At 65.9% G+C, this 26,637-nt stretch carries 22 protein-coding genes and 1 pseudogene; 13 read left to right on the top strand and 10 right to left on the bottom strand.

Annotated elements, in window-relative coordinates; translation table 11 throughout:
* Positions 1-19: 19 nt before the first annotated feature.
* Entirely contained in the window at positions 20-835 is an 816-nt protein-coding gene (locus AAFG50_RS07840) for a DUF2927 domain-containing protein (protein WP_028172954.1), read from the top strand.
* Between the two features lie 22 nt (positions 836-857).
* Here the strand turns inward: AAFG50_RS07840 and AAFG50_RS07835 are convergent, their stop codons facing one another.
* From AAFG50_RS07835 to AAFG50_RS07825, 3 genes are all read right to left on the bottom strand, one after another.
* Complete coding sequence (locus tag AAFG50_RS07835; protein WP_028172953.1) at positions 858-1,664, bottom strand: class I SAM-dependent methyltransferase; 807 nt, start codon at positions 1,662-1,664, stop codon at positions 858-860.
* Between the two features lie 110 nt (positions 1,665-1,774).
* Positions 1,775-2,434: a PAS domain-containing protein gene (locus AAFG50_RS07830; RefSeq protein WP_011089970.1), complete on the bottom strand. Its 660-nt coding sequence runs from the start codon at positions 2,432-2,434 to the stop codon at positions 1,775-1,777.
* A 9-nt stretch (positions 2,435-2,443) separates the two neighbouring features.
* On the bottom strand, positions 2,444-3,571 hold the full coding sequence (locus AAFG50_RS07825) for a threonine synthase (protein ID WP_028172952.1): 1,128 nt from the start codon (positions 3,569-3,571) through the stop codon (positions 2,444-2,446).
* 374 nt (positions 3,572-3,945) lie between these two features.
* Between AAFG50_RS07825 and AAFG50_RS07820 the strand changes: the two genes are divergently transcribed.
* The 3 genes from AAFG50_RS07820 (at position 3,946) to upp (ending at position 7,279) form a co-directional block, all read left to right on the top strand.
* Positions 3,946-5,202: a GTP cyclohydrolase II gene (locus AAFG50_RS07820; RefSeq protein WP_028172951.1), complete on the top strand. Its 1,257-nt coding sequence runs from the start codon at positions 3,946-3,948 to the stop codon at positions 5,200-5,202.
* Positions 5,203-5,209: 7 nt separating this feature from the next.
* Positions 5,210-6,448, top strand: coding sequence for a URC4/urg3 family protein (locus tag AAFG50_RS07815; RefSeq protein WP_028172950.1), 1,239 nt, complete (start codon positions 5,210-5,212; stop codon positions 6,446-6,448).
* Between the two features lie 201 nt (positions 6,449-6,649).
* The gene (gene upp, locus AAFG50_RS07810; RefSeq protein WP_011089974.1) at positions 6,650-7,279 is read left to right on the top strand and encodes a uracil phosphoribosyltransferase; all 630 of its coding nucleotides are present in this window, start codon (positions 6,650-6,652) and stop codon (positions 7,277-7,279) included.
* Positions 7,280-7,293: 14 nt separating this feature from the next.
* Here upp and AAFG50_RS07805 read toward each other — a convergent pair whose 3' ends face one another.
* Both AAFG50_RS07805 and AAFG50_RS07800 read right to left on the bottom strand, forming a co-directional pair.
* Positions 7,294-8,403 (bottom strand): M48 family metallopeptidase, encoded by a 1,110-nt coding sequence (locus tag AAFG50_RS07805; protein ID WP_028172949.1) that lies wholly within the window; start codon positions 8,401-8,403, stop codon positions 7,294-7,296.
* Positions 8,404-8,406: 3 nt separating this feature from the next.
* On the bottom strand, positions 8,407-9,552 hold the full coding sequence (locus tag AAFG50_RS07800) for a YjgN family protein (RefSeq protein WP_028172948.1): 1,146 nt from the start codon (positions 9,550-9,552) through the stop codon (positions 8,407-8,409).
* A 311-nt stretch (positions 9,553-9,863) separates the two neighbouring features.
* Here AAFG50_RS07800 and AAFG50_RS07795 point away from each other — a divergent pair, with 311 nt between their 5' ends.
* Positions 9,864-11,129, top strand: a complete 1,266-nt coding sequence (locus tag AAFG50_RS07795) for a cytochrome P450 (RefSeq protein ID WP_028172947.1) — start codon at positions 9,864-9,866, stop codon at positions 11,127-11,129.
* A gap of 241 nt (positions 11,130-11,370) precedes the next feature.
* Positions 11,371-12,645 (top strand): cytochrome P450, encoded by a 1,275-nt coding sequence (locus tag AAFG50_RS07790; protein ID WP_028172946.1) that lies wholly within the window; start codon positions 11,371-11,373, stop codon positions 12,643-12,645.
* Positions 12,646-12,880: 235 nt separating this feature from the next.
* Here AAFG50_RS07790 and AAFG50_RS07785 read toward each other — a convergent pair whose 3' ends face one another.
* Positions 12,881-13,801 (bottom strand): LysR substrate-binding domain-containing protein, encoded by a 921-nt coding sequence (locus tag AAFG50_RS07785; protein ID WP_028172945.1) that lies wholly within the window; start codon positions 13,799-13,801, stop codon positions 12,881-12,883.
* A gap of 125 nt (positions 13,802-13,926) precedes the next feature.
* Between AAFG50_RS07785 and AAFG50_RS07780 the strand changes: the two genes are divergently transcribed.
* From AAFG50_RS07780 to mdlC, 4 genes are all read left to right on the top strand, one after another.
* Positions 13,927-15,096, top strand: coding sequence for an acyl-CoA dehydrogenase family protein (locus AAFG50_RS07780; protein ID WP_028172944.1), 1,170 nt, complete (start codon positions 13,927-13,929; stop codon positions 15,094-15,096).
* Positions 15,097-15,106: 10 nt separating this feature from the next.
* Entirely contained in the window at positions 15,107-16,207 is a 1,101-nt protein-coding gene (locus AAFG50_RS07775; RefSeq protein WP_028172943.1) for a CaiB/BaiF CoA-transferase family protein, read from the top strand.
* Positions 16,208-16,222: 15 nt separating this feature from the next.
* The gene (locus AAFG50_RS07770; RefSeq protein ID WP_028172942.1) at positions 16,223-17,074 is read left to right on the top strand and encodes a MaoC family dehydratase N-terminal domain-containing protein; all 852 of its coding nucleotides are present in this window, start codon (positions 16,223-16,225) and stop codon (positions 17,072-17,074) included.
* Positions 17,075-17,212: 138 nt separating this feature from the next.
* Complete coding sequence (gene mdlC, locus AAFG50_RS07765) at positions 17,213-18,835, top strand: benzoylformate decarboxylase (RefSeq protein ID WP_028172941.1); 1,623 nt, start codon at positions 17,213-17,215, stop codon at positions 18,833-18,835.
* A 173-nt stretch (positions 18,836-19,008) separates the two neighbouring features.
* On the opposite strand, the pseudogene AAFG50_RS07760 reads toward mdlC, so the two are convergent.
* Positions 19,009-19,784: pseudogene (locus AAFG50_RS07760) on the bottom strand (glucose 1-dehydrogenase).
* 75 nt (positions 19,785-19,859) lie between these two features.
* Here AAFG50_RS07760 and AAFG50_RS07755 point away from each other — a divergent pair.
* Positions 19,860-20,321 (top strand): MarR family winged helix-turn-helix transcriptional regulator, encoded by a 462-nt coding sequence (locus AAFG50_RS07755; RefSeq protein ID WP_162185893.1) that lies wholly within the window; start codon positions 19,860-19,862, stop codon positions 20,319-20,321.
* A 186-nt stretch (positions 20,322-20,507) separates the two neighbouring features.
* Here AAFG50_RS07755 and AAFG50_RS07750 read toward each other — a convergent pair whose 3' ends face one another.
* Both AAFG50_RS07750 and AAFG50_RS07745 read right to left on the bottom strand, forming a co-directional pair.
* Positions 20,508-21,302: an SDR family oxidoreductase gene (locus AAFG50_RS07750; protein ID WP_011089986.1), complete on the bottom strand. Its 795-nt coding sequence runs from the start codon at positions 21,300-21,302 to the stop codon at positions 20,508-20,510.
* 85 nt (positions 21,303-21,387) lie between these two features.
* Positions 21,388-22,083, bottom strand: a complete 696-nt coding sequence (locus tag AAFG50_RS07745; RefSeq protein ID WP_011089987.1) for a hemolysin III family protein — start codon at positions 22,081-22,083, stop codon at positions 21,388-21,390.
* 179 nt (positions 22,084-22,262) lie between these two features.
* On the opposite strand from AAFG50_RS07745, the gene AAFG50_RS07740 reads away from it, so the two are divergent.
* Complete coding sequence (locus AAFG50_RS07740; RefSeq protein ID WP_028172939.1) at positions 22,263-23,732, top strand: YcjX family protein; 1,470 nt, start codon at positions 22,263-22,265, stop codon at positions 23,730-23,732.
* Positions 23,729-24,760 carry a TIGR01620 family protein gene (locus AAFG50_RS07735; RefSeq protein WP_028172938.1) on the top strand — a complete coding sequence of 344 codons (1,032 nt, stop codon included), beginning with the start codon at positions 23,729-23,731 and terminating at the stop codon, positions 24,758-24,760. The genes AAFG50_RS07740 and AAFG50_RS07735 overlap by 4 nt, the downstream gene beginning before the upstream one ends.
* Positions 24,761-24,874: 114 nt before the next feature.
* Here AAFG50_RS07735 and AAFG50_RS07730 read toward each other — a convergent pair whose 3' ends face one another.
* On the bottom strand, positions 24,875-26,440 hold the full coding sequence (locus AAFG50_RS07730; RefSeq protein ID WP_231166711.1) for a glycosyltransferase family 39 protein: 1,566 nt from the start codon (positions 26,438-26,440) through the stop codon (positions 24,875-24,877).
* Positions 26,441-26,637: the final 197 nt, after the last annotated feature.

Genomic DNA, 26,637 nt, shown 5'->3' with positions numbered 1-26,637 from the left:
ACGGCAGCGTCGGGTGACGATGAGCGCATTGAATCCGCCCTCGCTTTCCCTCCGCATCGCCCTCCTGGCGCTCGCAGCGCTCACCGGTGTGCCTGACACCGCTACCATGGCCGCCGCGGGCGAATTGCCCGCGATCGCCTCGCGCCAGCGCGCCGAGAAGAAGAGCTTTACCGACAGCGAGATCGTCGAGGGTTTTCTCAAGACGGCTTTCGGCGCCGAATACCACCTCGCCGGCCGCGTCGACCGCATCCGCAAGTTCGACGGGCCGGTGCGCGTGTTCGCCGAGAGCGACCGCGCCGACCGCAAGACCCAGCTCGCCAAGGTCGTCGCCGACATCGGCACGCGCGTGCAGCATCTCGACATCGCCATGGCCGGCAGCAGCGAGGCGGCGAACGTGCGGGTGAAGCTCGTGCGCGACCGCGATCTGTTCCGCACCATCTCGAGCTTCTACGGCGCGGAGAAGGCGCGCGAGATCCGCACCTCGCTCGATCCGCAATGCCTGTCCGGCTTCCGCAAGAACGACAATTTCGAGATCGAGCATTCCGACGTCATCCTCACCGTCGACAACGGCGATTTCACCTTCCTCGACTGCGCCTATGAGGAGCTGCTGCAGTCGCTCGGTCCGATCAACGACACCACGAGCGTGCCCTGGACCATGTTCAACGACAACGTCTCGATGGGCTATTTCGACGTCTACGACCAATACATCCTCAACCTGCTCTACGACCCCCGCATCAAGCCCGGCATGACCGTGCTGGAGGTCAAGGCGGTGCTGCCCGCCGTGCTCACCGACGTGCGCGCCTGGGTGAGGCGGGTGAACGATCTGAAGGAGTGAGGGATTCTTACCTCTCGCCGCCTCACACCTTCCTTGCCTTCGTCATCAGGAACTGCTGGCGCATCACGTTGTGGCCGGCGTCGAAATACTCCGAAATCAGCGCCTCGAACTCGGCACGGAAGCTCTTGAGCTTGTCCGGCTCGTCCTTGTACTGGGCGACGAGCTTGATCAAGGGCCCGATCGTCGATTCCATGGTGCGGCGGAAATGCTGCGGGCTGAGTGCCGACGGCGTCATCATGTCCATCTCGAAAGAGAGATCCTTCGCTTTCCCTGCAAGACGCTCGGCGACGATCTTCGGATCGCCCCACAACACCGGTGATGCCACGCCCTCGGGCGGCGGCAGATGGCGGCCGATCATCGCGAACATCCGTCCGACATACAGATGCGGCGGCCAGGTGGAGAACGCGATGGTGCCGCCAGGCTTCAGCACGCGCAGCATCTCGCCGATGGCAACGTCCGGGCGCGGCGCGAACATGTGGCCGAACTGGCTGAGCACCACGTCGAACTCGTTGTCGCCATAGGGCAGGCTTTCCGCGTCGCCGTCGACGAAGTCGACATCGAGGTTCACCAGTTGCGCATGCTCGCGGGCGCGCTCGATCAGAACCGGCGACAGGTCGAGACCCCTCACCTTTGCCCCGCGACGCGCCGCCGTGATCGCGACGACGCCGGTGCCGCATCCGACGTCGAGCAGCCTTTGACCGGCGGCAACGCCGGCAAAACCGACGAGCTTGGCGGCGGTCGGTGTCGTGAAAACCTCCATCGGCGTGAACAGCGACCAGGCTTCCTTCTGGACAGCCTTGAAACTTGCAAACGGATCCTGCGCGGTCATGGAACTCTCCCATCGCTCGAGGTCGATCCCCATGAGGCGGGCGACGGGCGCGGAAGGTTCAACGCGGGCTGATGGTCGCAACGGCACTGCGTTCCGGCTGGCGGACCGCCTCACCTCGCATCGGCATACACCGTGGCGCGCGACACGCCGAGATGGGCGGCGATGATGTCGGAGGCGCGGCGCACCTGCATGCTGCCGGCATCGCGCAATTCGCGCAGCAGGGTGCGGCGGTCTTCCGTGGAAAGCGCGCGGGGCGTGGTGGCGCGGCGCGCGGCGAACCGGTCGATATGGGCGCGGATGGCGTCGGCGCCGACGGGGTTGAGGGATTCGCGCGGATTGTTTTGCGCATCGACGCTGACGAACTGGCCGATCGCGCTCTGCAAACCCTGGAACAGCGTCAAGTCGACGTTGAGGCAGAGGGCGGCGACGTATGAACCGTCCGCGCCCTTGATGCCGATCGAGGTGCTCTTGGCCTGCCGACCGTCGGCGAAGCTGTTGGCGTAGTTCGAGATCACCTGCGCGTAGTTGGGATCGGCGATGCGGGCGAGGCCAAGCTCGGTCGCGCCCTGGCCGACCTTGCGGCCCGACAGGTTGTTGTGAATGGCGACGATCGCGTTCGTGGGATCGGTGAGATCGTGCAGCACGACCTCGCAGAACGGCGCAAAGGTCTCCCCCAGCCCCTGCGCGATCTGCTGCAACTGGTCGAACAGCAGCTTTCGTTCGGCCGTGGCCCTGCCCGATGCGGCGGACGCGGATTTGCTGCGGCTCATCGCACGGCCCTACTGCACGAGATCGGCGACGATTGTGGCGGCCTTCAGCCCCGTGCCGGTGAGCACCGCGACCGTGGTCTCGTTCGCCTTGATGGCGCCAGCGGCGGAGAGCTTGTCCAGCGCGGCGGCTGCGCTGGCGCTGGTCGGCTCGGCGAACAGGCCTTGCCGTGCAAGTCGTCGCAGGGCGGCGACGATCTCGTCCTCGGCGAGCGCAACGGTGCCGCCGCCGCTCTCGCGCAAGGCGGCGATGATCTCGCGCAGACGCAGGGGATTCTTGATCGCGGTGCCCTCGGCGATGGTCTTGCTTACCTCGCGCGCGACCGGCGTATCGACGCCGGCCTTGAAGCTCGCATCGATCGGCGAGCAGTTTTGCGGCTGCGCCGCGAACAGGCGCGGCAGCTTCGCGATCTGGCCGGCTTTCAGCAGTTCGCGGAAGCCGAAGGCGCAACCGAGCAGGCTGCTGCCGGCGCCGACGGGGACGATGACGTTGTCGGGGGCGCGGAAGCCGAGGTCTTCCCAGATTTCATAGGCAAGCGATTTGGTGCCCTCGAGAAAGAACGGCTGCCAGTTGTGGCTGGCGTAAAAAGTCTGGCTCGACTGGCGGATCGCCTCGGCCTCCGATTCCTCGCGTGGCCCTTCGACGAGCTGCACCGCCGCGCCATAGGCGCGCACCTGCGCGATCTTGGCCGGCGACGTCGAGGCCGGCGCCAGGATCTTCACGCGCATGCCGCCGGCGGCACCCAGCCCCGCCATCGACGAGCCGCCATTGCCGGAAGAGTCCTCCAGAATGGCGTCGACGCCGATCTGCCGCAGAAAGGACAGCATCACGGAGGAGCCGCGGTCCTTGAAGCTGCCGGTCGGGTTGAACCATTCGAGCTTGAACAATGGGCGCAGGTCGCCCCATTCCTGCGCGACCAGCGGCGTGCAGCCCTCGCCGAGCGTGATCGGATTCCTGATCTCGACCGGCAGCGCGGCCCGGTAGCGCCACAGCGACCGTGTGCGCGGCTCGATCTCCTCGCGCGAGATCCCGGCCCCCGGTGTCACCAGCAGCGGCGTGCGCTGGTCCGAGCACCAGCGCGGCTGGTCGAGCGGATAGAGCTTTCCGGTGCGGGGGTCGATGTAGCTGGCGGCGGGCATGGCAGACTCCATCGCAGAGATGATCTACACGATTTGTCTGATTATATACGTTCTGTCCAGTCGCAGGCAATCGCCACAACACCTCTTGAAAACAGGAAAACCAAAACTATTTCAAATCCTTAATCCTATCGCACGGATCGAACGGCAGGGTTCGACCGGAGCGAGGGCGCGGGATTCACGCGGACCGGGCTGGTTCGCCGACGATGGAATTTGGCGATGAACGCTTGCCGGGCGCTGCACCATTAACTTGTCTGTCGCGCTCGGCCGCTACAATATGTTGGATTGTGCTTGCGCCGCCGGTGCTCAGCATCGGCAACGCAAAGTGAGCCAGGCCCGTCCGAGCGGCGGGCCGTTGGCTTTTTGGGAGCCTGGACATGAGCCGCGCGAACCGTACCGATCACATCCGCCTGACCTCCCATCCGGAGCCGGGCAGGAAGGCCGCTTTTCCGATCCATTGGGGCGCAGCCGATGCGCGCACCCGCGGGCCGATCATCGGCACGGTGTCGCGCGCTGGGGATCGCAACGTGATCGGCAGCCATGGCGGCTCCTACGCGATGTACCGCGCGCTCGCCGTCTCCGCCGGGGCGCTCGATCCCATCAGGCGTCCCGACCTCACCAACACGTTTCCGGCAGCCACCATCGGGCCGTTTCCGCAATGGAACGATCCGGCCAAGATCGTCGCGCTCGACCCCTGGGGGCATCTCGTCGCCGAGAATTTTGGCAAGGAGATCGCCGAGGGCTCCGACATCCGGCCGAGCATCGCGGTGACGCGCGCCCGGCTCGACCTGCCCGAGATCCGCGAGGCGCTGGCCGCAAAACGGCTGCGCGCCGACGGCGAGGTCGTGCATGCCAATGGCAGCGTGTCGGTGGTGAAGATCGCGATCGATCCGGTCTGGTATCTGCCGGGTCTCGCCGCGCGCTTCGGCACCGGCGAGACCGAGCTGCGCCGCACGCTGTTCGAGCAGACCGCCGGCATGTTCCCCGAGCTGGTGACGCGGCCGGACATGAAGGTGTTCCTGCCGCCGATCGGCGGCACCACGGTCTACATGTTCGGCGACGTCAGCAAGCTGCCCGACCATCGCACCAAGATCACCTGCCGCGTCCATGACGAGTGCAACGGCTCCGACGTGTTCGGCTCCGACATCTGCACCTGCCGGCCCTATCTCATCCACGGCATCGAGGAATCCGCGCGCGGCGCGCAGGAGGGCGGGCTCGGGCTCGTCGTCTACAACCGCAAGGAAGGCCGCGCGCTCGGCGAGGTCACGAAATTCCTGGTCTACAACGCCCGCAAGCGCCAGGAGGACGGCGATGCCGCCGCCGCCTATTTCGAGCGGACCGAATGCGTCGCCGGCGTGCAGGACGCGCGCTTCCAGCAATTGATGCCGGATACCATCCACTGGCTGGGGCTGAAGCGCATCGACCGCTTCCTGTCGATGAGCGACATGAAGCACGACGCGCTGACCTCGCAGGGCATCGACATCGTCGAGCGCGTGCCGATCCCGCCGGAGCTGATTCCAGCCGACGCCTATGTCGAGATCGCGGCCAAGAAGGCTGCCGGCTACTACTCGACCGACATCGCGCCGGAGAAGGACGTGAACGGCGTGGTCGGGCGTTCGCTGGAAAAATACTGATCGATTGATGGCGGACACCAGAGAACAACGGGCCCGCGCGCTGCTCACCGCAACAGCGGTTCGCGCTCGCGCCGGGCAGATGCTCGAGCTTGGCCTCAAGGGCGGGCTCAGCCACTTCACGATCGATCTCGACCGCATGGACGGCGTTGCGGACGCGGTGCTCGCGGTCACGCGAAAAGCCTATCCGACGCTGGACGTTCCGTTCCACGCCCGCTGGCGGCATTTTGTGCTCGGCGGCGCCGATCGCTGGGCGCGCCTTGCCGACGCCGCATCGTGGCCGGGCCGCGCCGCGCGGGCGCGCGCGGAGTTCGACCTTGCCATCGTCAGCGTGCTGCTCGATGCCGGCGCCGGCGCTGCCTGGCGCTATCGTGACGCGGTGACGGGCGAAAGCATCGGCCGGTCCGAGGGGCTTGCGATCGCGAGCCTCGACATGTTCGCAAGCGGGCTCTTCTCCAGCGATGCCAGCGCGCCGTTCCGGGTCGATGCGAACGTACTCGCGCAATTGCCCCTCGCCGCCCTCACCTCTGCGTTTCAGGTCAGCGACGCCAATCCGCTGCTCGGCCTCGACGGACGCACGGATCTGCTGCGGCGTCTGGGCAAGCAGGTGGCGGAACGCGCCGAGGTTTTCGGCCTGCACGATACGCCGCGGCCCGGCGGATTGTTCGACCACATCGCGGCGCAGGCTGTGGGCGGCGCCATCGCCGCGCCGGCGATCCTGTCCGCGGTGCTGAACCAGCTCGGGCCGATCTGGCCATCGCGGCTCGAGCTTGCCGGGATTCCGCTCGGCGATTGCTGGCGCCATCCGGCGATCAAGGCGGATGATGCGACCACGGGCCTCGTGCCGCTGCACAAGCTGTCGCAATGGCTGAGCTATTCGCTGATCGAGCCGCTCCAGCGCGCCGGCTTCGCGATCACCGACATCGACGGCCTGACCGGACTTGCCGAATACCGCAATGGCGGCCTGTTCGTCGATCACGACGTGCTGCGCCTGCGCGATGCCGCTGATGCCGGGCGCGCGCATGCGGTGGATTCCCTGCTCGTCGTGGAATGGCGCGCGCTGACCGTCGCGTTGCTGGATCGTCTTGCCGAACTGGTTCGCACCAAGCTCGGCCGCACGCCTGAGACCTTGCCGCTCGCCAGCATCCTGGAAGGCGGCACCTGGGCCGCGGGCCGCGCCATCGCCTTCGCACGCCGTCCCGACGGTTCGCCGCCGCTCAAGGTGATCAGCGACGGCACAGTTTTCTGACCCTCTCCCCCTGTGGGAGAGGGTGGCTTCGCGAGAGCGAAGCCGGGTGAGGGGTATGTCTCTGCGGGCACATCTCTCACCGGAGTTTGCTGAAACAGACCCCTCATCCGGCGCTTCGCGCCACCTTCTCCCACAAGGGGAGAAGGAAGAAGCGCCGGCTGGTTGCATTTCAATCAACGCGCATTTCGTTAGGAGCGTTACATGGAAGGCGTCACCATCGTCGATCATCCGCTGGTGCAGCACAAGCTGACGCTGGTGCGAGACAAATCCATCTCGACAAAGTCGTTTCGCGAGCTGATCAAGGAGATCGGCATGCTCCTGTGCTACGAGGTGACGCGCGACCTGCCGCTCGCCGATACCGTCATCGAGACGCCGCTGGCGACGATGCACTCGGCCAAGATCGCCGGCAAGAAGCTGGTGTTCGTACCGATGCTGCGCGCCGGCACCACCTTCGTCGACGGCATGATGGACCTGGTGCCGACCGCCCGCGTCGCGCATATCGGACTCTACCGCGAGCCGCACAGCTTTGCCGCGGTCGAATATTTCTTCAAATCGCCGTCCGATCTCGGCGAGCGGCTTGCGATCGTGGTGACACCGGTGGTCGCCACCGCCAACACGGCCGTGGCCGCCATCGACCGGCTCAAGGAGCGCGGCGCCAAGGACATTCGCCTCGCCTGCCTGATCGCCGCGCCGGAAGGGTTGGAGCGGCTGCGCGGATTGCATCCGGACGTGCCGATCTGGACGGCCGCGGTGGACGAAGGTCTCGACGAGAACGGCTTTATTTTGCCGGGCCTCGGCGATGCCGGCGACCGCGCCTACGGGACGAGATAAGAGCGAAGCCTAATTTAGATCTTCCCGCTGCCGCAAATGCCCTTCAGCGCCCGCCACTCCGCATCTGTCAGCAGCGGCGGGCCGCTGACGGGACGATCTTCCTTGGTCATGCGGGCGAGACGGTCCTCGGTCAGCGGGTGGCTCGACAGGATCGTGAAACCGCTGCCGCCTTCCTTGCCGGTGATGCGGAACATCAGCTCGGCCGAGGGCTTCGGCGAGCGGCCGAGCGCGTGCATGATGTCGATGGCGAAGGTGTCGGCGCCGGTCTCGGCCTCGCGCGAATAGGAGGCCTCGACCACGCTGCGCGAGGCGAAGATCACGGCGGATGAGCCGGTGACGTCGCCGAACAGCAGGCCGATCAGGAACGAGGTGCCGCCGTTGTAGATCAGGCCGCGCATGTTGTCGTGATGCTTGAGATGGCCGAGCTCGTGGGCGAGGATGCCGGCAAGCTCGTCGGGGCTTTCGGCCCTGTCGAGCAGGCCCTGCAGCAAGAACACCTTGCCGCCGGGCAGCGCGAACGCGTTCGGCACCGGGGTCGGCAGCACGCCCGCGGTCATGGAATCGTCGTCGAGGCCGGCGGCATCGCGCAAGCGGTTGACCAGTTTTGTGAACGCGGCCTTGCCCGCGGGGTCTTCGCACGTGCGGCCGCCGAAGATGGTCTTCACCTGGACCTCGGACGCATCGCCAATGCGGCGCTCGATCGGCTTCGGCACCAGCGGCGCGAGGCGATCGGCAGCGAGCGGCACGCCGAACAGCACGACACAGACGATCGAGACGGCGGCGGCCACCGACCAGCCGACGATTTTCGCGATACCGCGGCGCGTGGTCTGGTGCTCGTCGAGACGCATGCAGCGGACGGTCACGTCTGCCGCGAGTGCAGTATCGCGAATCTCCAGCCGTGCCAGCGGCGGCGCGGACGTCGAGGCCAGACGCAGGACACCGGCCGGACTGTCGGCACGCCGAATGTCGGCATAGGCCCAGCGAACGGGCGTCGCGCCCTCTTCAACGATCTCGAGCGCATCACCGAGCGTCAGCGTCACCTGCCGCCTGCGGCTCGACACGCCGTCGAAGTAGATCGTCGGCTTTGCGGACTGCGCCGGAGCCTCGGTGGACAACTCACTCACAGGTCAGAATCCCGCGACATCGAGCCCATCGGCAAAGCCTTCGCCGAGCGCGCTGGCGAGCTCGCCGCCGCCGCGCACGTCCGCCGCGGCTCCGATGTTATGCACCTCGACGGTTTCCAGCACCTTGGCCCAGAGATCGCGCTGAAGATAGACCCGCATGATGATGTTGATCGCAAGCGCAAGGGCGAAATAACCGATGACCATCATCACCAGCATCGGAATGCTCTTGGCGGTATTGTCCGGGCCGAACAGCTGCTCGACCGGAAGGCCGCTCAGCTTGACGACGAGCATGGTGGCACCGCCGAGATAGGCGGCGAAAATGATCGAGAGCAGCATCCACCAGCCGATCACCTTCCAGTACAGGCCGTAGAATGCGTTATGCGGCAGCTCCGAGGACAGGCTGACGCCGCCGATGCGGATGCCGTCCAGCCACCAGCGCCATTCGCGCGCCTTGAACTCGGCATAGAAGAACGGGGCGAGCGGGAAGATGACCAGCGCGATCGGGCTGAGCAGCCAGAGCCACCAGCCGCGCTTGAAGAACGTCCAGCCATCGCCTTCGAAATCGCCGGAGAGATCACCGTAATGGGTGTGCTGCATCTTGTAGCGTTCGAGCGAAGCCTCGCGCCAGGGCAGCGCCAGGCCGAGCGTCAGGAACACCAGCAGGCCCCACAGCATGGCCCGGAACGAATAGGCCCAGCCCGAGCCGTCCATCCAGAACCGTACGCCGCGCCAGACCGTGCGGGTCAGGCGATAGCGCCGCGCGCGAAAAATCGCGAACTGGCCGAAGGCATAAAAGCTGATGAAGAGCGGCGTCGAGGCAAAGCCCTGCCAGCGCTCGAACTCGATACCGATGAGGAAATAGGCGAGATAGATCGGCACGAGGATCGCCAGCGCGAACAGGAAGCCGATCAACAGCTCCTTGCCCCGGCCGGTATATTCGGCGGCGTCGCCGTCGATCGACGTGTTCGACCACAAGTGACGGCGGATGTCGGTGACGAGCCAGAACCGGTAGAAGCCGAAAGTGACCAGCTCCAGCATGGCACCTTTGGTGACCATTTTGCGGAACACGGAGCGGTCGCCGGCGAAGTCGACGCGCGTGGGCGGCAGTGGCGGCGGGACGGGCTCGGAGCCGATGGGGGCCCATTGCATGTCGTTCACGGCGGCAACCTCGGGATGTTGGCCTGTTGCGGTCAAACTATAGATCAGGGATTGGTCGATCCCCAAGACGGGTGGGTTCGATTTGCCTCGATTCCAGTCGATTTCTGGCACGTTTCCCGGTTCAACGGCGTGCGGGAGATCACGTTGACACATCTGCGTGACGGGCCCCGGATGCTCACGCAAAGGTTGGATGTGGCAAAACTCGCCCTTGCCCCGACGCAGACAACCGGCTGTAATTGCAAATCAAATACCGCAGCGCAGAATTCAACGAGAACGCGCGGTTCACGTCAGGGAGAGCGGTCATGCACGGGACCATCGAAAGCACAGCAAAGCTCGATGCATTGCGCGAGCGCGCCACGTCACTGCCGCTGGAGCAATTCGATCCGGGCGACCCTGAATTGTTCAGGACCGATACGTTCTGGCCCTATTTCGACCGCCTGCGCCGTGAAGACCCCGTGCACTACTGCAAGGACTCGATGTTCGGGCCGTACTGGTCGGTGACGCGCTACAACGACATCATGGAGATCGAGACCAACCATTCGGTGTTCTCCTCGGCCTCCGCGCTCGGCGGCATCACCATCCGCGACATCGATCCCGACCTGCGCCGCGAGAGCTTCATCTCGATGGACCCGCCGCGCCATGCGGCACAGCGCAAGACCGTGGCGCCGATGTTCACGCCGACGCATCTGGACAATCTCGCGCTCAACATCCGCGCCCGCTCGGCCGAGTGCCTCGACAATCTGCCGCGCGGCGAGGTGTTCGACTGGGTCGACCGCGTCTCGATCGAGCTCACCACGCAGATGCTGGCGGTGCTGTTCGACTTCCCCTGGGAGGACCGCCGCAAGCTGACGCGCTGGTCGGATATCGCCACCACCATTCCGGGCCCCGACGGCCTCGTCGCCACCGAAGACGAGCGGCAGGCCGAGCTGACCGAATGCGCCGGCTATTTCGCGCGCCTGTGGAAGGAGCGCATCGAACAGCCGCCGAAGAGCGACCTGCTTTCCATGATGGCGCATGGCGCGGCGACGCGCGACATGGACGCGAAGAACTTCCTCGGCAATCTCGTCCTTTTGATCGTCGGCGGCAACGACACCACCCGCAACACCATGTCGGGCTCGATCTACGCGCTGAGCCAGCATCCGGAGCAATATCGCAAGCTGCGCGAGAATCCGGCGCTGCTCGACAGCTTCGTGCCGGAAGTGATCCGCTGGCAGACGCCGCTGGCGCATATGCGGCGCACCGCACTCTCCGACTTCGAGTTCCGCGGCAAGCAGATCAAGAAAGGTGACAAGGTCGTGATGTGGTACGTCTCGGGCAACCGCGACGAGGAGGCGATCGAGAAGCCCTACGATTTCATCATCGACCGCGCCCGCCCGCGCACGCATCTGTCCTTCGGCTTCGGCATCCACCGCTGCGTCGGCTTGCGGCTTGCCGAACTCCAGCTCAAGATTATCTGGGAAGAGATCCTCAAGCGCTTCGATCATATCGACGTGGTCGGCGAACCCAAGCGGGTCTATTCGAGTTTCGTAAAGGGACTTGAAACCTTGCCGGTGAAGATTGCGGCGTAGATTCGCAGTAAGATGAGCGTGAACGACATCCACAAGGAAGCTGCGCCCCCTCTCCCGCTTGCGGGGGAGGGCTGGGGTGGGGGTGTTTCCGCGGGCGAGACCCCCAAGAGGAAAGAGCCCTCACCCGGCGCTACGCCATAGCCGAGGCTGCGCCTCGGCGTTCTAAGTGGACGGCCGCCGAAGGCGGCCTATGCCTCTCCCGCAAGCGGGAGAGGTTAGAAAAACAACTGGAGCCACGACCATGAACATCCAGACGCCGGTTAAAGTGGACAAGGCCGAACGCATGCGCAGGGCGCGCGAGGAAGCCTACGCGACCCCGCTCGCGCAGTTCCACCCCGGCGCCCCCAGGCTGTTCCAGGACGACACGCTGTGGCCGTGGTTCGAGCGGCTGCGCAAGGAAGAGCCGGTGCATTACTGCACCAACGCGCCGATCGAGCCGTACTGGTCGGTGGTGAAATACAACGACATCATGCATGTCGACACCAATCACGGCATCTTCTCCTCCGACTCGACGCTCGGCGGCATCTCGATCCGCGACGTGCCGGAAGGCTACGACTATCCGAGCTTCATCGCGATGGACCAGCCCCGGCATTCGGCGCAGCGCAAGACGGTGTCGCCGATGTTCACGCCGACGCATCTGGACGAGCTGGCAAAGTTGATCCGCCAGCGCTCGCAGACCGTGCTCGACAACCTGCCGCGCAACGAGACCTTCAACTTCGTCGAGCGCGTCTCGATCGAATTGACGACGCAGATGCTGGCGACGCTGTTCGACTTCCCCTGGGAGGAACGGCGCAAGCTGACCCGCTGGTCCGACGTCTCGACCGCGCTGCCCAAGAGCGGCATCGTCGCCTCGGCCGAAGAGCGCCGCCGCGAGATGGACGAATGCTACGCCTACATGTCCAAGCTGTGGAACGAGCGCGTCAACTCCGCCCCGCGCAACGATCTGTTGTCCCTGATGGCCCATAACGACGCCACGCGCTTCATGGACCCCGACAACCTCATGGGCAACATCATCCTGCTCATCGTCGGCGGCAACGACACCACGCGCAACACCATGACCGGCTCGGTGCTGGCGCTGAACGAGAACCCCGAGCAATACGACAAGCTGCGCGCCAACCCTGCGCTGATCGAATCCATGGTGCCGGAGGTGATCCGCTGGCAGACCCCGCTCGCCCATATGCGGCGCACCGCGCTGCAGGATACCGAGATTGGCGGCAAGCAGATCAAGAAGGGCGACCGCGTCGTGATGTGGTACGTCTCCGGCAACCGCGACGAGGAGGCGATCGACCGCCCGAACGAGTTCATCATCGACCGCCCGCGGCCGCGCACCCACCTCTCCTTCGGCTTCGGCATCCACCGCTGCGTCGGCATGCGCCTCGCCGAACTCCAGCTCAAGATCGTCTGGGAGGAGATGCTGAAGCGCTTCGACCGCATCGAGGTGGTCGGCGAGCCCAAGCGGATCTATTCGAGCTTCATCAAGGGGTATGAGTCGCTGCCGGTGAGGATTCCGGGGTAGCGATTACGCCGTCCTTGCGGCGCATTCGACTTTATCCCCTCACCCTGAGGAGCGCGCTCTTTCGCGCGCGTCTCGAAGGGCGAGGCCGAGAGCCGGGCCTGCATCCTTCGAGACGCGCGAAGACGCGCTCCTCAGGATGAGGATCGGGCCCCTGGCCCAGCTATAAAATTTCGGCATGACAGGTCGCGCCAGATACGAAGGCAAGATGGCGCGCGGCTGTTCTACGACACGGCATCTAACTCAACTTGATGTCCCACAGGCCTTCCTTGCGGCAGGCGGCGACCTCCTCGCGCAGGAGCGCGGTGATGGCCAGCGAGGCCGTCGAGGCCGGGCGGTCGATCGGAGAAGCGAAAATGAGCTCGCGCGTCATCGGCCTGGACACGACAGCGGTTTCCAGCCGCCCGTCCGCGACCTCGCCGTGGACCGACGAGGGCGGCAGCAGCGCGAAACCGAGCCCCTCCTCCACGAGGCTCGTCAGCACCCGAAACGAATCCGCCTCGAGCTGGACGTTGAGCTTGATCTTGCGCTGGGCGGCCGCGTGCTCGATCAACGCACGGAGGCCGTGGGAATGACTCGGCAGCACCAGCCGCTGCCGGAGCAGCCAGCCGATCTCGACGCTTTTCTTGCGCGCAAGGCCGCAGCCGCGCGGGCCGACCGCGACGATGTTGTCGCGGCCGAGGCTCTGCACGTTGAGATGCAGATCGGCCGAGCGGCCGTAGAGGATAGCGAGATCCATCTCGCCGCGGTGCAGCCATTCGACCAGGTGGCCGCTGTAGCTCTCGACAATGCGCAGCGAAATGCCGGGAAATTTCTCGACGCAGCGCCGCGCGAAGCGCGCCGACAGCACGCAGCTCACGGTCGGAACCAGGCCAAGCACGACCTGGCCGGACGGCGGCCCCTTGGCCGACTGGATGTCGTCGCGGATCTGGTCGATCTGCCGCACGATGCCGGAGGTGCGTGCGAGCAGAAGCCGCCCGGCCTCGGTCAGCACCATGCCGCGGCCGTTGCGCGTGAACAGCTCGATGCGCAGCTCGTGTTCCAGAAGCTTGATCTGGCGGCTGAGCGCCGGCTGCGCCACGCGCAGCGTGTCGGACGCCTTGGAGAGGCTGCCGAGCTCCGCCACGCAACTGAAGGTCCTGAGCTGCCGGAAATCCATGCTTGCCAATCCTCGAAGGCTACTCCATACGCTATAGCAAATGAGCATAGGGGGCGGGCGTTGTTTTCACAACGCCAGAGGATCGGCCGGCGTTATCTTAACTGCCGCTACAATTGGGAAACGCCATGAGTGAAGACCACCACAGCGAAGATCACGCCGACATCCGCGAAGCCGTCGCAAAGCTCTGCGCGCAGTTTCCCGGCGAATACTGGCGCAAGCTCGATCGCGAGATGGCCTATCCGAAGGCCTTCGTCGACGCGCTGACCGAGGCCGGGTATCTCTCGGTGCTGATCCCCGAGGAATATGGCGGCGCGGGCCTGAAGCTTTCCGCGGCGGCCGCGATCCTCGAAGAGATCCAGCGCGCAGGCTGCAATGGCGGCGGCTGCCATGCCCAGATGTACACGATGGGCACGGTGCTGCGGCACGGCAATGCCGAGCAGAAGGCAAAATATCTGCCGAAGATCGCGAGCGGCGAATTGCGCCTGCAGGCCTTCGGCGTCACCGAGCCGACCAGCGGCACCGACACCTCCTCGCTGAAGACCTTTGCGCGCAAGGAAGGCAACGACAGCTACATCGTCAACGGCCAGAAGATCTGGACCAGCCGCGCCGAGCATTCCGACCTGATGGTGCTGCTGGCGCGCACCACGCCGAAGGAGCAGGTCAAGAAGCGCACCGACGGCCTTTCGGTGTTCATCGTCGACATGCGCGAGGCCAAGAACAACGGCCTCGAGATCCGCCCGATCCGCACCATGATGAACCACGCCACCACCGAAGTGTTCTTTACCGACATGAAGGTGCCGGCGGAGAATCTGATCGGCGAGGAAGGCAAGGGCTTTCGCTACATCCTCTCCGGCATGAATGCCGAGCGCATCCTGATCGCGGCCGAATGCGTCGGCGACGCCAAATGGTTCATCGCCAAGGCCACGAACTATGCCAAGGAGCGCAGCGTTTTCGGCCGGCCGATCGGCCAGAACCAGGGCATCCAGTTTCCGATCGCGAAAGCCTACGCCTCGATGCGCGCGGCCGAGCTGATGGTGAAGGAAGCCACCCGCAAATACGAGGCCGGGCTCGACTGCGGCGCGGAAGCCAACATGGCGAAGATGCTGGCGGCGGATGCGTCCTGGGAAGCGGCCAATGCCTGCATCCAGACCTATGGCGGCTTCGGCTTTGCCGAGGAATACGACGTCGAGCGCAAATTCCGCGAGACGCGGCTCTACCAGGTGGCGCCGATCTCGACCAATCTGGTGCTGTCCTTTGTCGCCGAGCATGTGCTCGGCATGCCCCGCTCGTACTGAGGCGGCGATCATGGGAGCACTTGACGGGATCAGGGTGATTGCGGTCGAGCAGGCGGTGGCGGCGCCGTTCTGCTCCTCGCGCCTGGCGGATGCCGGCGCGGAGGTGATCAAGATCGAGCGGCCGGAAGGCGACTTCGCCCGCGGCTATGACGCGGCAGCCAAGGGCCAGAGCAGCTATTTCGTCTGGCTCAACCGCGGCAAGCAGTCGGCGGTGGTCGATCTCGCCACCAAGGAAGGCTGCGCCGAACTGGAGAAGCTGATCGCGAGCGCCGACGTGCTGATCCAGAACCTCAAGCCGGGCTCGATGGACAAGCTCGGCTTCTCGCGCGAGCGGCTCTTGAAGGACTATCCGAAGCTGATCTCGTGCACGATCACCGGCTATGGCGACGAGGGTCCCTACGCGCACCGCAAGGCCTATGACCTCTTGATCCAGGCCGAGAGCGGGCTTGCCTCGATCACCGGCAACCCTGATGGCGCCTCGCGCGTCGGCATGTCCATTGTCGACGTCGCGACCGGCGCCACCGCGCATGCGGCGATCCTGGAGGCGCTGATCGCGCGCGGGCGCACCGGCAAGGGCGCAGACATTCGCATCTCCATGTTCGACGTCATGGCCGACTGGTGCACCGTGCCGCTGCTCAACTCGGAGGCCGGCAATCCGCCGAAGCGCATGGGGCTGCGTCATCCCTCGATCGCACCCTATGGCGTGTTCACCTCGAAGGACGGCAAGGACATCCTGATCTCGATCCAGAGCGAGCGCGAGTGGAAGACGCTCTGCGTGAAGGTGCTTGACCAGCCCGACCTGCCGGCCGATCCGCGCGTCGCCAACATGGTGGAGCGCGTGCGCAACCGCGATTTCACCGACAAGACGGTGGCCGATGCCTTCGGCAAGATGACGCGCGACGAACTGCTGAAGCGGCTGTCGGATGCCGACATCGCCTTTGCCGAGGTCAACACCATGGCCGACCTCACCAACCACCCGCATCTGCGCCGCATCGAGGTGGACACGCCGAACGGCCGCGTCAGCTATCCCGCACCGGCGCCGATCATCGTCGGCGAAACGCGCAGCTATGGTGCCGTGCCTGGCATCGGCGAACGTCCACCCAGGAAATAACAAGAGCGAGGCATCATGACCGGGAAGCTCGACATCGATCACTTGCGGCAATGGATCGGCCGCAGCACGGAGGCCACCGACATCGTCACCGCGCAGCTCGTCATGGGCTTGCGCGCGACGCTGTTCCAGGAGGTCGGCGAGCCCAAAAAGGGCGATGCCGCACCGTTCACGGTGCACTGGTGCCTGGCGCAGCCGGTGTTTCCGATGTCGATGCTCGGCCCCGACGGCCACCCCACCCGCGGCGGCTTCCTGCCGCCGGTGCCGCTGCCGCGCCGGATGTGGGCCGGCGGCGAGATCGAATTTTTGCAGCCGCTCTGCGTCGGCGATGAATCGACGCGGACCTCGCGCATCGCCGACGTCACGGTGAAGACCGGCTCGACCGGCACGCTGTGCTTCGTCGCAGTCGAGCACACCGTGACCTCGCCGCGCGGCATTGCCATCCGCGAGCGGCAGGACATCGTCTATCGCGAGATGACGAGCGGCGCGCCCGCTGGCGCCAAGGCCCCGCCTCCGCCACCGAAGGCGCAGCATCGCGAGACCCACGTCTCCGATCCCGTGCTGCTGTTCCGCTATTCCGCGCTGACCTTCAACGGCCACCGTATCCATTACGACCGCGACTACGTCACCAAGGTCGAGGGCTATCCGGGCCTGATCTTCCATGGGCCGCTGCAGGCGGCGCTCATCATCGAGATGGCGGCCAAGCTTCGCGCCGGCAAGGCGCCTCGGAAGTTTACCTATCGCGGGCTTCAGCCGCTGTTCGAGGGCACCGAGTTCTCCGTCAACGCCAATGACGGCGGCGAGAGCATGGAGCTGTGGACCGCGAACGCGGAGGGGCAGCCGACGATGAAGGGCACGGCGGTGTGGTGATAGATACACCGTCATTCCGGGGCGGTCCGCAGGACCGAACTATGGTGCGCAATTACGCACCTGAGAATCTCGTCATTCCGGGTTCGCTTCGCGCCCCGGAATGACGAGCCAAACAATAAGCATTCAGGGACGGAAACCATGGCAAAGAACGGCAAGGCCGGCAGCAAGGCCGTCACCGTCAAGCAGGCCACGATCGACCTGCTGCGCTCCTTCGGCATCGACAGGGTGTTCGGCAATCCCGGCTCGACCGAACTGCCGTTCCTCAGTGACTGGCCCGACGACATCGACTACGTGCTGGCGCTCCAGGAAGCCTCCGCGGTCGGCATGGCCGACGGCTACGCGCAGGCGACGCGCAATGCCGGCTTCGTCAATCTGCATTCGGCGGCTGGCGTCGGCAACGCGCTCGGCAACATCTATACCGCGCATCGCAACCAGACCCCGCTGGTGATCACCGCGGGCCAGCAGGCGCGCTCGATCCTCCCCTTGCAGGCGTTCCTCTATGCCGAGCGCGCGTCGGAGTTTCCGCGGCCATACGTGAAGTACAGCGTCGAGCCGGCGCGGCCCGAGGACGTGCCGGCCGCAATCGCGCGCGCCTATTACACCGCGATGCAGCCGCCCTGCGGGCCGACCTTCGTCTCGATCCCGATCGACGACTGGACGCATGCCACGGCGCCGGTCGAGGCGCGCAAGGTCAGCCGCGAGATCGGACCCGAGCCGGAGGCGATGAAGGCGCTGGTCTCGGCGTTCGGTTCAGCAAAACACCCTGCCCTCGTCATCGGCCCCGGCGTCGACCGCGCCGGCGCGGTCGATCTGATGGTACGCGTCGCCGAGAGAGCCAAGGCGAGCGTCTGGGTCAGCCCGTTCTCGGCGCGATGCTCGTTCCCCGAGCGTCATCCGCAGTTCGCGGGCTTCCTCCATGCCTCGCCGGCACAACTCTCCGACGCGCTGCGTGAGCACGATCTCGTCGTCGTGGTCGGCGCCCCCGTGTTCACCTTCCATGTCGAAGGGCATGCCGCAATCTTCGACGGCGGCGCGACAATCTTCCAGATCACGGACGATCCCGATGCGGCGGCGGTTACGCCGGTCGGCACCAGCATCGTCGCCACGATGAAGCCGGCGCTGAGCCTGCTGCTCGACCTGCTGCCGGAGAGCAAACGGGCGACGCCCAAAGGCCGCACGCTGCCGCCGGCGCCGCAGGCCGCCGATCCGCTGCCGGTCGAATTCCTGCTGCACTCTCTGTCGCAGGCGATGCCCGACGGCGCATCGCTGGTCGAGGAAGTACCCTCGCACCGGCCGGCGATGCAGAAGTTCATGCCGATGCGCGGCCAGGACAGTTTTTACACCATGGCGAGCGGCGGCCTCGGCTACTCGCTGCCGGCGGCGGTCGGCATGGCGCTCGGCAAGCCGAAGAGCCGCACCGTGTGCCTGATCGGCGACGGCTCGGCGATGTATTCGATCCAGGCGCTGTGGACCGCCGCGCAACGCAAGCTGCCGCTGACCGTCGTCGTCATCAACAATTCCGGCTACGGCGCGATGCGCTCGTTCAGCCAGGTGATGCAGGTGGGGAACGTGCCCGGGCTGGAATTGCCGGGGATCGATTTCGTACGGCTTGCGGAGGGCATGGGCTGCCACGCGGTGCGGGTGAGCAAGGCGGCAGAGCTCGGCGAGGCGCTGAAGCGCGGGATGGCGCACGAGGGCACATGCCTCGTCGAGGTCATCGTGGATTCGGCGGTGCCGGTGCTGTACGGGCAGAAGCATTAGGGACGCGCTGTATCTCCTCATCGTCGTCCCGGCGAAGGCCGGGACCCATAACCCCAGGGGGTAGTTGTGGCGCGAAGGTGCCCACTACCAGTCTTCGTCAAACTCCTCCCTGTGGGTATGGGTCCCGGCCTTCGCCGGGACGACACCAAATTTGTCGCGCCACCACCGCAAAGCTACGACGCCAAGAATCCTCCGTCGGCGGCCAGCACGTGCCCGACCACGTAGGACGACGCATCCGACGACAGCCACACCACGGCCTCCGCGACTTCCTCCGGGCTCCCCATCCGCCGCAACGGCAGGCCTGCGGCTACCGTCGCGACGTCGCCGACGCCGGCACGCAGCATCATGTCGGTGACGACGCGGCCGGGGGCGATGGCGTTGATGCGGATGCCGCGCGGGGCGTTCTCCATGGCGGCTGAGCGCGTCAGCGAGATCGCCGCGGCTTTCGAGGCCGAATAGAGCGAGAAGCCGGGATTGGGATTGCGCACGCCGCTGACGGAGGCATTGACGACGATGCTGCCGCGGCCTTGCGCCAGCATCGCCGGCAATTGATGGCGCAGGCACAGGAACAGCGCGCGGACATTGGTGTCGAACACGCTGTCGTAGATCTCCGTGCCCTGCTCTTCCAGCGGCGCGCGGCGCTCCTGGAAGCCGGCATTGTTGAAGGCAACATCGAGCCGGCCGCAACGCTCGCGGCGGTTCCGACGAGGCGCGCGACGTCGTCCTCGCGCGTGATGTCGGTCTTGAGCGCGATCGCGGCCGCGCCGATCTCGCGGCACGCAGCGGCGGTCGCCTCGATCTCGGCTTCGCGCCGGCCCGCAATGATGAGCGCTTCCGCGCCTTCGGACGCCATCCGTAGCGCGGTGGCGCGGCCGATGCCGCTGCCGCCGCCCGTCACCAGACAGACCTTGCCCCTCATCCGCTGACCAGCCGGCAAAATTCCGCTCATGGGCCACTCCAAAAGGCTTGCGGGCGCCGCTGCACGCATATAGTTGTATGATACAACTATATGCCGGGAGTCAAGATGGCCGGGCTTTCGCTGATCGACGACATCCGCGCCGCCTCGCGCCTGATGGTGCGCGAGCTCGGCTTCATGGATGCGACGGTGGCGGCGTCGGACTATCCGCCCTCAGCCGTGCATACCATTCTGGAGATCGGCATCCGCGGGCCGATGACCTCGGGCGAGCTCGGCGATTTCCTGCGGCTGGAAAAATCCAGCGTCAGCCGCCTGGTGCGCAAGCTGATCGATTGCGGGGAACTGAAGGAGACGCCTGACGAGCTAGACGCACGCAGCAAGCTGCTGTCGCTGACGGCCAAGGGCCGGCGCACGCTGGAGGCGCTGCATGAATTCGGACGGCAGCAGGTGCGCGGCGCACTGGCGGCATTGACGGAGGCCGAGCAGCGCACGGTGCGCGAGGGCATGATGCTCTATGCCCGGGCGTTGCGGCAGAGCCGGATGGAGGACGAGGCGGAGTCGGCGGCGTGAGGTCCGTAGCCCGGATGAAGCGGAGCGCAATCCGGGGCTTCTCACAACGCGGAAAGACTGTCCCGGATTACGCTTCGCTCCATCCGGGCTACGACACTGTCATTCCGGGGCGGTGCGAAGCATCGAACCCGGAATCTCGAGATCCCGGGTTCGGTCCTACGGACCGCCCCGGGATGACCTAACGGGTCACTTCCCGAACTCTTCCCGCATCTTCGCCTGGATCTTCGCCATGCCGCCGATCCAGCGGTCGTAGTTCTCGGTCTTCTTTCGCATGTAGCCGAGCACCTGGGGGTGTGGCAGGATCAGGAAGGTCTCCTGCGCCAGGCCCGCGAGCACGTCACTTGCGACCTGCTCGGGCGTAAGATCGCCGTCGCCGGATTGCGGGCCCTTCGGGATCGAGCGCAGCATGTTGGTGTCGACGCCCTGCGGGCAGAGGATCGAGACCTTGATGTTGTCGGCCTTGTGCGAGATCGCGAGGTTCTCGGCAAAGCCGACCGCGGCGTGCTTGGTGGTGGAATAGGCGGGGCTGCCGACCTGCGACAGCAGGCCCGCGGCCGAGATGGTGTTGAGGAAATAGCCGCCGCCCCGCGCCTTCATCCGCGGGACCAGATGCCGGGCCGCGTAGACATGCGCCATGACGTGGATCGCCCAGCTCCGCTGCCAAGGCTCGTCGGAGGCGCCGCCGGCATTGACCGACATCGGATCGAAGCCGCCGCCGATGCCGGCATTGGAGCAGAACAATTCGATCGGTCCGAACTGCCGCTCGGTCTCCTCGATGACGTGGGCGATCTCTTTTTCCTGCGCGACGTCGCATCTGAAGGCTGCGCCATCGACCATGGCAGCGACTGCCCTGGCGTTGGCGGCGTCCATGTCCGCGACGACGACCTTGGCTGCGCCCGCCTTGTGAAACGCCTCGCACAGCGCCTTGCCGATGCCATTTGCGCCGCCCGTGACGACCACGACCTTGCCGGTCACCTGCATGCGACGTCTCCTCTTTTCTTATAGCGCTTCGCTTGTCTTATACCGCTCTTATACCGCTTGGCTTATTCCGCGTCGCGGGTCCTGCTCAGCTCAACACGAGGTCGAGCACCGCGGTATAATGGCACGCCGCACCGGCCAAGACAAAGCCGTGCCAGATCGCATTCTGGAAGCGCAGCCGCCGCCAGGCATGGAAGATCACGCCGAAGCTGTAGAGCAGCCCGCCCGCAAGTATGAAGCCCAGCACCAGCGCAGGCAGCGCCTTGACCACGGCGTCGTAGAGCATCACGCCGCTCCAGCCCATCGCGAGGTAGATGCCGACCGCGACGCGGTCGAACCGGCCGGGATAGCGCAGCTTCAGCACGATACCGACGATCGCCACGCACCAGACGCAGACGAGCAGCGCCAGCGCGAAGACGCTGGCTTTCAGCTCCAGGATGAACGGCGTGTAGGTCGCGGCGATCAGGAGATAGATCGCCGAATGGTCGAAGCGCCGCAGCAGCCATTTGACCGGCGAGACCGGCCAGAGATTATAGGTCGCCGACAGCACCAGCATCGAGAGCAGGCCGGCGACATAGATCGAGACCCCGACGATGTCGGTGGCGTCGGCATAAAGCACCGCAAGCACCACCAGAACGGTCGCGGCGACGGTACCGGAGAACACACCAACCGCATGGATGATCCCGTCGGCGATCAGCTCGGCCCGGTCGTAGTTCCAGCCGATCGCGTCGGCTGCAGCATGGACGGAGGTGGATGCAAACTGTTTCAATTGGAAGACGGTCATGGCAATCCGCAAGGCAAGACAATGCCCTTGTTGTATGGGTCTTTCGGGATCGGCGCGTCGTTCAAACGGCTGATTTACCGACAAAGGCGGTGGAAGTATGAAGCTTGATTTTCCTCATGCAATTGCCACCTTTGTGAACAGCTTCACTTTTCCGCCCGCCGAGATCCCCTAACGTTCACATGGCATTCAGTTTCCAGGATATGGTCGAAGAGGCGCGCCTGTCGGCCCGGGCGCTGATCGACTATGGCGAGCACTTCTTCAATCCGACGGTGCGGCTCGGGGTCACCGGCCTGTCGCGGGCCGGCAAGACGGTGTTCATCACCGCGCTGATCCATGGGCTGACGCGCGGCGGCCGGTTTCCGGTATTCGAAGCCTATGCCTCGGGCCGGATCGCGCGGGCGCATCTCGCGCCGCAGCCGGACGATGCCGTGCCGCGCTTTGCCTATGAGACCCATCTGCGCGCGCTGGTCGAGGAACGGCACTGGCCGAATTCGACCGTCGACATCAGCGAGCTTCGCCTCGTCGTCGACTACCAGCGCCACAACGGCGCCGATCGCACCCTGACGCTCGATATCGTCGACTATCCCGGCGAGTGGCTGCTCGACCTGCCGCTGCTGCAAAAGAGCTACGAGCAATGGTCGACGGAGAGTCTTGCGCTCTCGCGCGAGGCGCCACGCGCTCATCTTGCCGCCGGCTGGCACGCGCATCTTGCCACGCTCAAGCCTGACGCGCGCGAGGACGAGCAGGCGACACTGACAGCCGCAAAGCTCTTCACCGATTATTTGCGCGCGTGCCGCGAAGAACGCTTTGCCATGAGCCTGCTGCCGCCCGGCCGCTTCCTGATGCCCGGCAATCTCGCAGGCTCCCCGGCGCTGACCTTCGCGCCGCTCGACGTGCCCGTCGGCGGCCAGGCGCCGGACGGCTCGCTGTGGGCGATGATGGTGCGCCGCTTCGAAGCCTACAAAGACGTCGTGGTGCGTCCTTTCTTCCGCGATCACTTTGCGCGCCTCGATCGCCAGATCGTGCTGGCCGATGCGCTCGCCGCGTTCAACTCCGGACCCGAGGCGCTGCACGATCTCGAAGCCGCGCTCGCCGGCATTCTCGACTGCTTCAACATTGGCCGCAGCACCTTCCTCACCAGCCTGTTTCGGCCGCGCATCGACCGCATCCTGTTCGCGGCGACCAAGGCGGACCACCTGCATCATTCCAGCCACGACCGTCTCGAGGCCGTGCTCCGCCGCGCCGTGACGCAGGCGGTGGCGCGCGCGGAAAATACCGGCGCGCAGATCGACGTGGTGGCGCTCGCCGCGGTGCGCGCCACGCGCGAGGCGCAGGTCGCCCACGGCCGCGACAAATTGCCGTCGATCCTGGGAACACCGGCGGCGGGCGAAAGCGCCGGCGGCGAGTTCTTCGACGGCAACACGGAGGTTGCGACCTTTCCCGGCGACCTGCCCCTGGATCCCGAGCCGCTGTTCAACGGCACGGATGCCTTCCGCGGCCTCTCGACCGAGGCCGCCGAGAAGAGCGACTTCCGCTTTCTGCGCTTCCGCCCGCCAAAGCTCGCGCGAGAGAGTGACGGCGAGCCGGCGCTGCCACACATCCGCCTCGACCGTGCCTTGCAGTTCCTGATCGGAGACAAGCTCTCATGAACGAGCGATCCCCGCCGCGGCGGCCGGCGACGTTCCGGCTCGACGATCCCGGCGTCGTCGTCACCGAAGCCGACGAGACGGCGCGGCTCGGCCGCGGCACCATCCAGATCACGCCGGAGCACGATCCGGCGACATTGCCGGTGCCGATTGAAGCCGTGCTGCCCGCACGACGCGGCCTCCCCTGGGGCGCGCTGTTCTGGTCCGGCCTTGCCGGGCTGACGCTGCTCGGCGTCGGGCTCGGCGTGGTTCATCTGATCGAGGATTTGTTTGCGCGCAGCGAAAGCCTCGGCTTCGTCGGGCTCGCCTTCGCATTCGTCACCGCGCTTGCGCTCGCGGTGGTGATCGGGCGCGAGGCGTATGGACTGGCGCGCCTCGCGACGATCGAGAAACTGCATCAGCGCGCGGCCGCCGTCCTTGCCAGCGACGACCGCAAGGAGAGCCGCGTCATCGTGCAGGACCTCCTGAAGATCGCGCACCAGAATCCGCAGCTCGCACGCGCCCGCGCCACGCTGGAGAGCCACACCGGCGAGATCATCGACGGCGCCGACATGATCCGCCTCGCCGAGCGTGAATTGATGTCGCCGCTCGATGCGGAGGCGCGACGGCTGGTGTCGTCAGCGGCGCAAAAGGTCTCGATCGTCACGGCCGTTTCGCCCCGCGCGGCGATCGACGTGATGTTCGTGTTCGTCGCCGCGCTGCGTCTGATCCGCCAGCTTGCGTACCTGTATGGCGGACGGCCCGGCGCGCTCGGCATGATCCGCCTGCTCCGCCACGTCATCGCCCATCTCGCCATCACCGGCGGCATGGCCGCGAGCGACAGCCTGGTGCAGCAGATGCTGGGCCACGGGATTGCAGCGAAGCTGTCGCAACGGCTGGGCGAAGGCGTGCTCAACGGATTGCTGACGGCGCGGCTCGGATTGGCCGCGATCGAGGTGACACGCCCGCTGCCCTTCGCGGCGCTGCCGCCGCCGAAGCTGTCGGATCTCGCGACGGATCTGCTGCGGAAGAAGGAGGGCGAGGAGGAGTAGCTTCTTCGCCTCTCCCCGCTTGCGGGGAGAGGCCGGAGCGCATCGCCAGATGCGATCCGGGGGAGGGGGACTCTCCGCGAGTCCAACTGTCACCTCCCCCGCGGAGACTCCCCCTCACCCCAACCCTCTCAGCGCGAGCGAAGCTCGTCGCGCATCGGCCTTCGCCAAGGCTTCGGCGGACAAGAGCGGGGAGAGGGAGAGGAAAGCCAGCACGCGCCACTGGAACAGCGGCGAATCCTTCGGCGGGGACAGCTCCGGGGTCCAGCCGGTGAGCTTTTCAAGCACGTAGGTATCGGTCAGAACACCGCGCCAGCGGCGTTCGACCCGACCGAGCTGCTCGCGCTTCGCGGGAATGTCCTCCCACAGCGATAAACGATTGTCGGGCTCGCGCCCGACATAGATGCCGGCGCGGCCCTTGATCCGATCGATGCCGGGATCGCGGAAATCCTGGAAGCGGCCGCGCTCGTTGATCTCGATGACAGGCACGCGGCCCCTGAACAGCCAGCGCATCATGGCATAGGTGCGGTAGTCCGTGGTCGCGATCCAGGTCGCGCCGGTCTCGTCCAGCGCAGCCTGCGCGCGCGCTGCAACCTGCTCGTAGCCGGCTTCGGCGCCGATCGGATCGATCTTGCCGAGGAAATTCCAGGGCGCGGCGACGTAGTAGAGGAACACGATGACGACGAAGGCGATGCCCGAGACGATCGCCGTATTCGCCCAGAACAGGCTCGACCGGATCATCCGCGCCGACCATTTTTCACGCGGCAGCATGACGAGGTTCACCGCGGCCGCGGCGAAGCCGACCGGCCACATGAACATCGGCCAGGTGTCGCCGACCCGGAGCGTCAGCGATTTCGCGAGGAAATAGAGGAACGGCACCAGCACCGCGGTGGACAGCAGGATCGCGACCGGCTCGCGCGAGCGATAGCCGCGCCATGCCGTGATCACGAGGCCCGACAGTACCACCGGGAACATGACGAAGCCGACGAGACCGAATTGCAGGCCGATGTAGTCACCGACGGTGCGGAGCGAGATGCCGTAATTGGCGGTGGCGCGCACGCCCTGGAACCGGAACGAGGCCCAGTCATGCTGCGCATTCCAGATCAGCACCGGCGAGAACACGGCGATCGCAACCAGCACGGCCAGATAAGGGTAAGGACTGCGCAGCCAGCGCCAGCGCCAATCCGGCACGAGAAGAAAAGCGGCCACCGCCGGCGCGAACATGATCACGGTGAATTTCGACAGCATCGCCAGCCCGGCGAACAGGCCGGCCGCCAGCCACCAGCGTCCATCATGGCTCTGCGCCAGCCGCACCAGCGACCACATCATCGCCACCGCGAACGGGATCATCGCGACGTCGGGGGCGACCTTGGCCATCAAGAGGCCGTAGTAGAGCGCAGCCTCCGGCATCAGCACCGCCAACACGACCGCACGCGCATCATGGGTGAGGCGGCGGACGATGTCGGCGAGCAGGAGTTGCGTCACCAACATCGCGACGATGCCGCCGAAACGAACGCCGAGCGCAGTGTCACCGAAGATCGCGGTGCCGAAACGGATGAGCCAGGCGATGCCCGGGGGATGATCGAGGAAGCTGAGCGCCGCCTCCTTCGACCAGGTCCAGTAGTAGGCCTCGTCGGTGCGCAGCTCGATCGCGGAGGCGTAGACGATGCGCAGCAGCGTCATCGCGGCGATGACGAGCACGGCAGCAAGGATGAGACGGCGTTCGGCGCCGTCTGGCTTCGCGGAGATGTCGGGAGCGATCGTCACGGCCGCGCTTTTCCCCGACTTGGGAGGGGGAGTCAATGTGGGGGATATTGCCGCCATCTGCTGTCGTCCCGGACCAACGAGCGAAGCGAGTGCAGATCCGGGACCCATACCCA

The organism is Bradyrhizobium sp. B039, assembly GCF_038965675.1.
GTDB lineage: Bacteria > Pseudomonadota > Alphaproteobacteria > Rhizobiales > Xanthobacteraceae > Bradyrhizobium > Bradyrhizobium diazoefficiens.
This window is presented reverse-complemented; position numbering and strand designations above follow the sequence as displayed.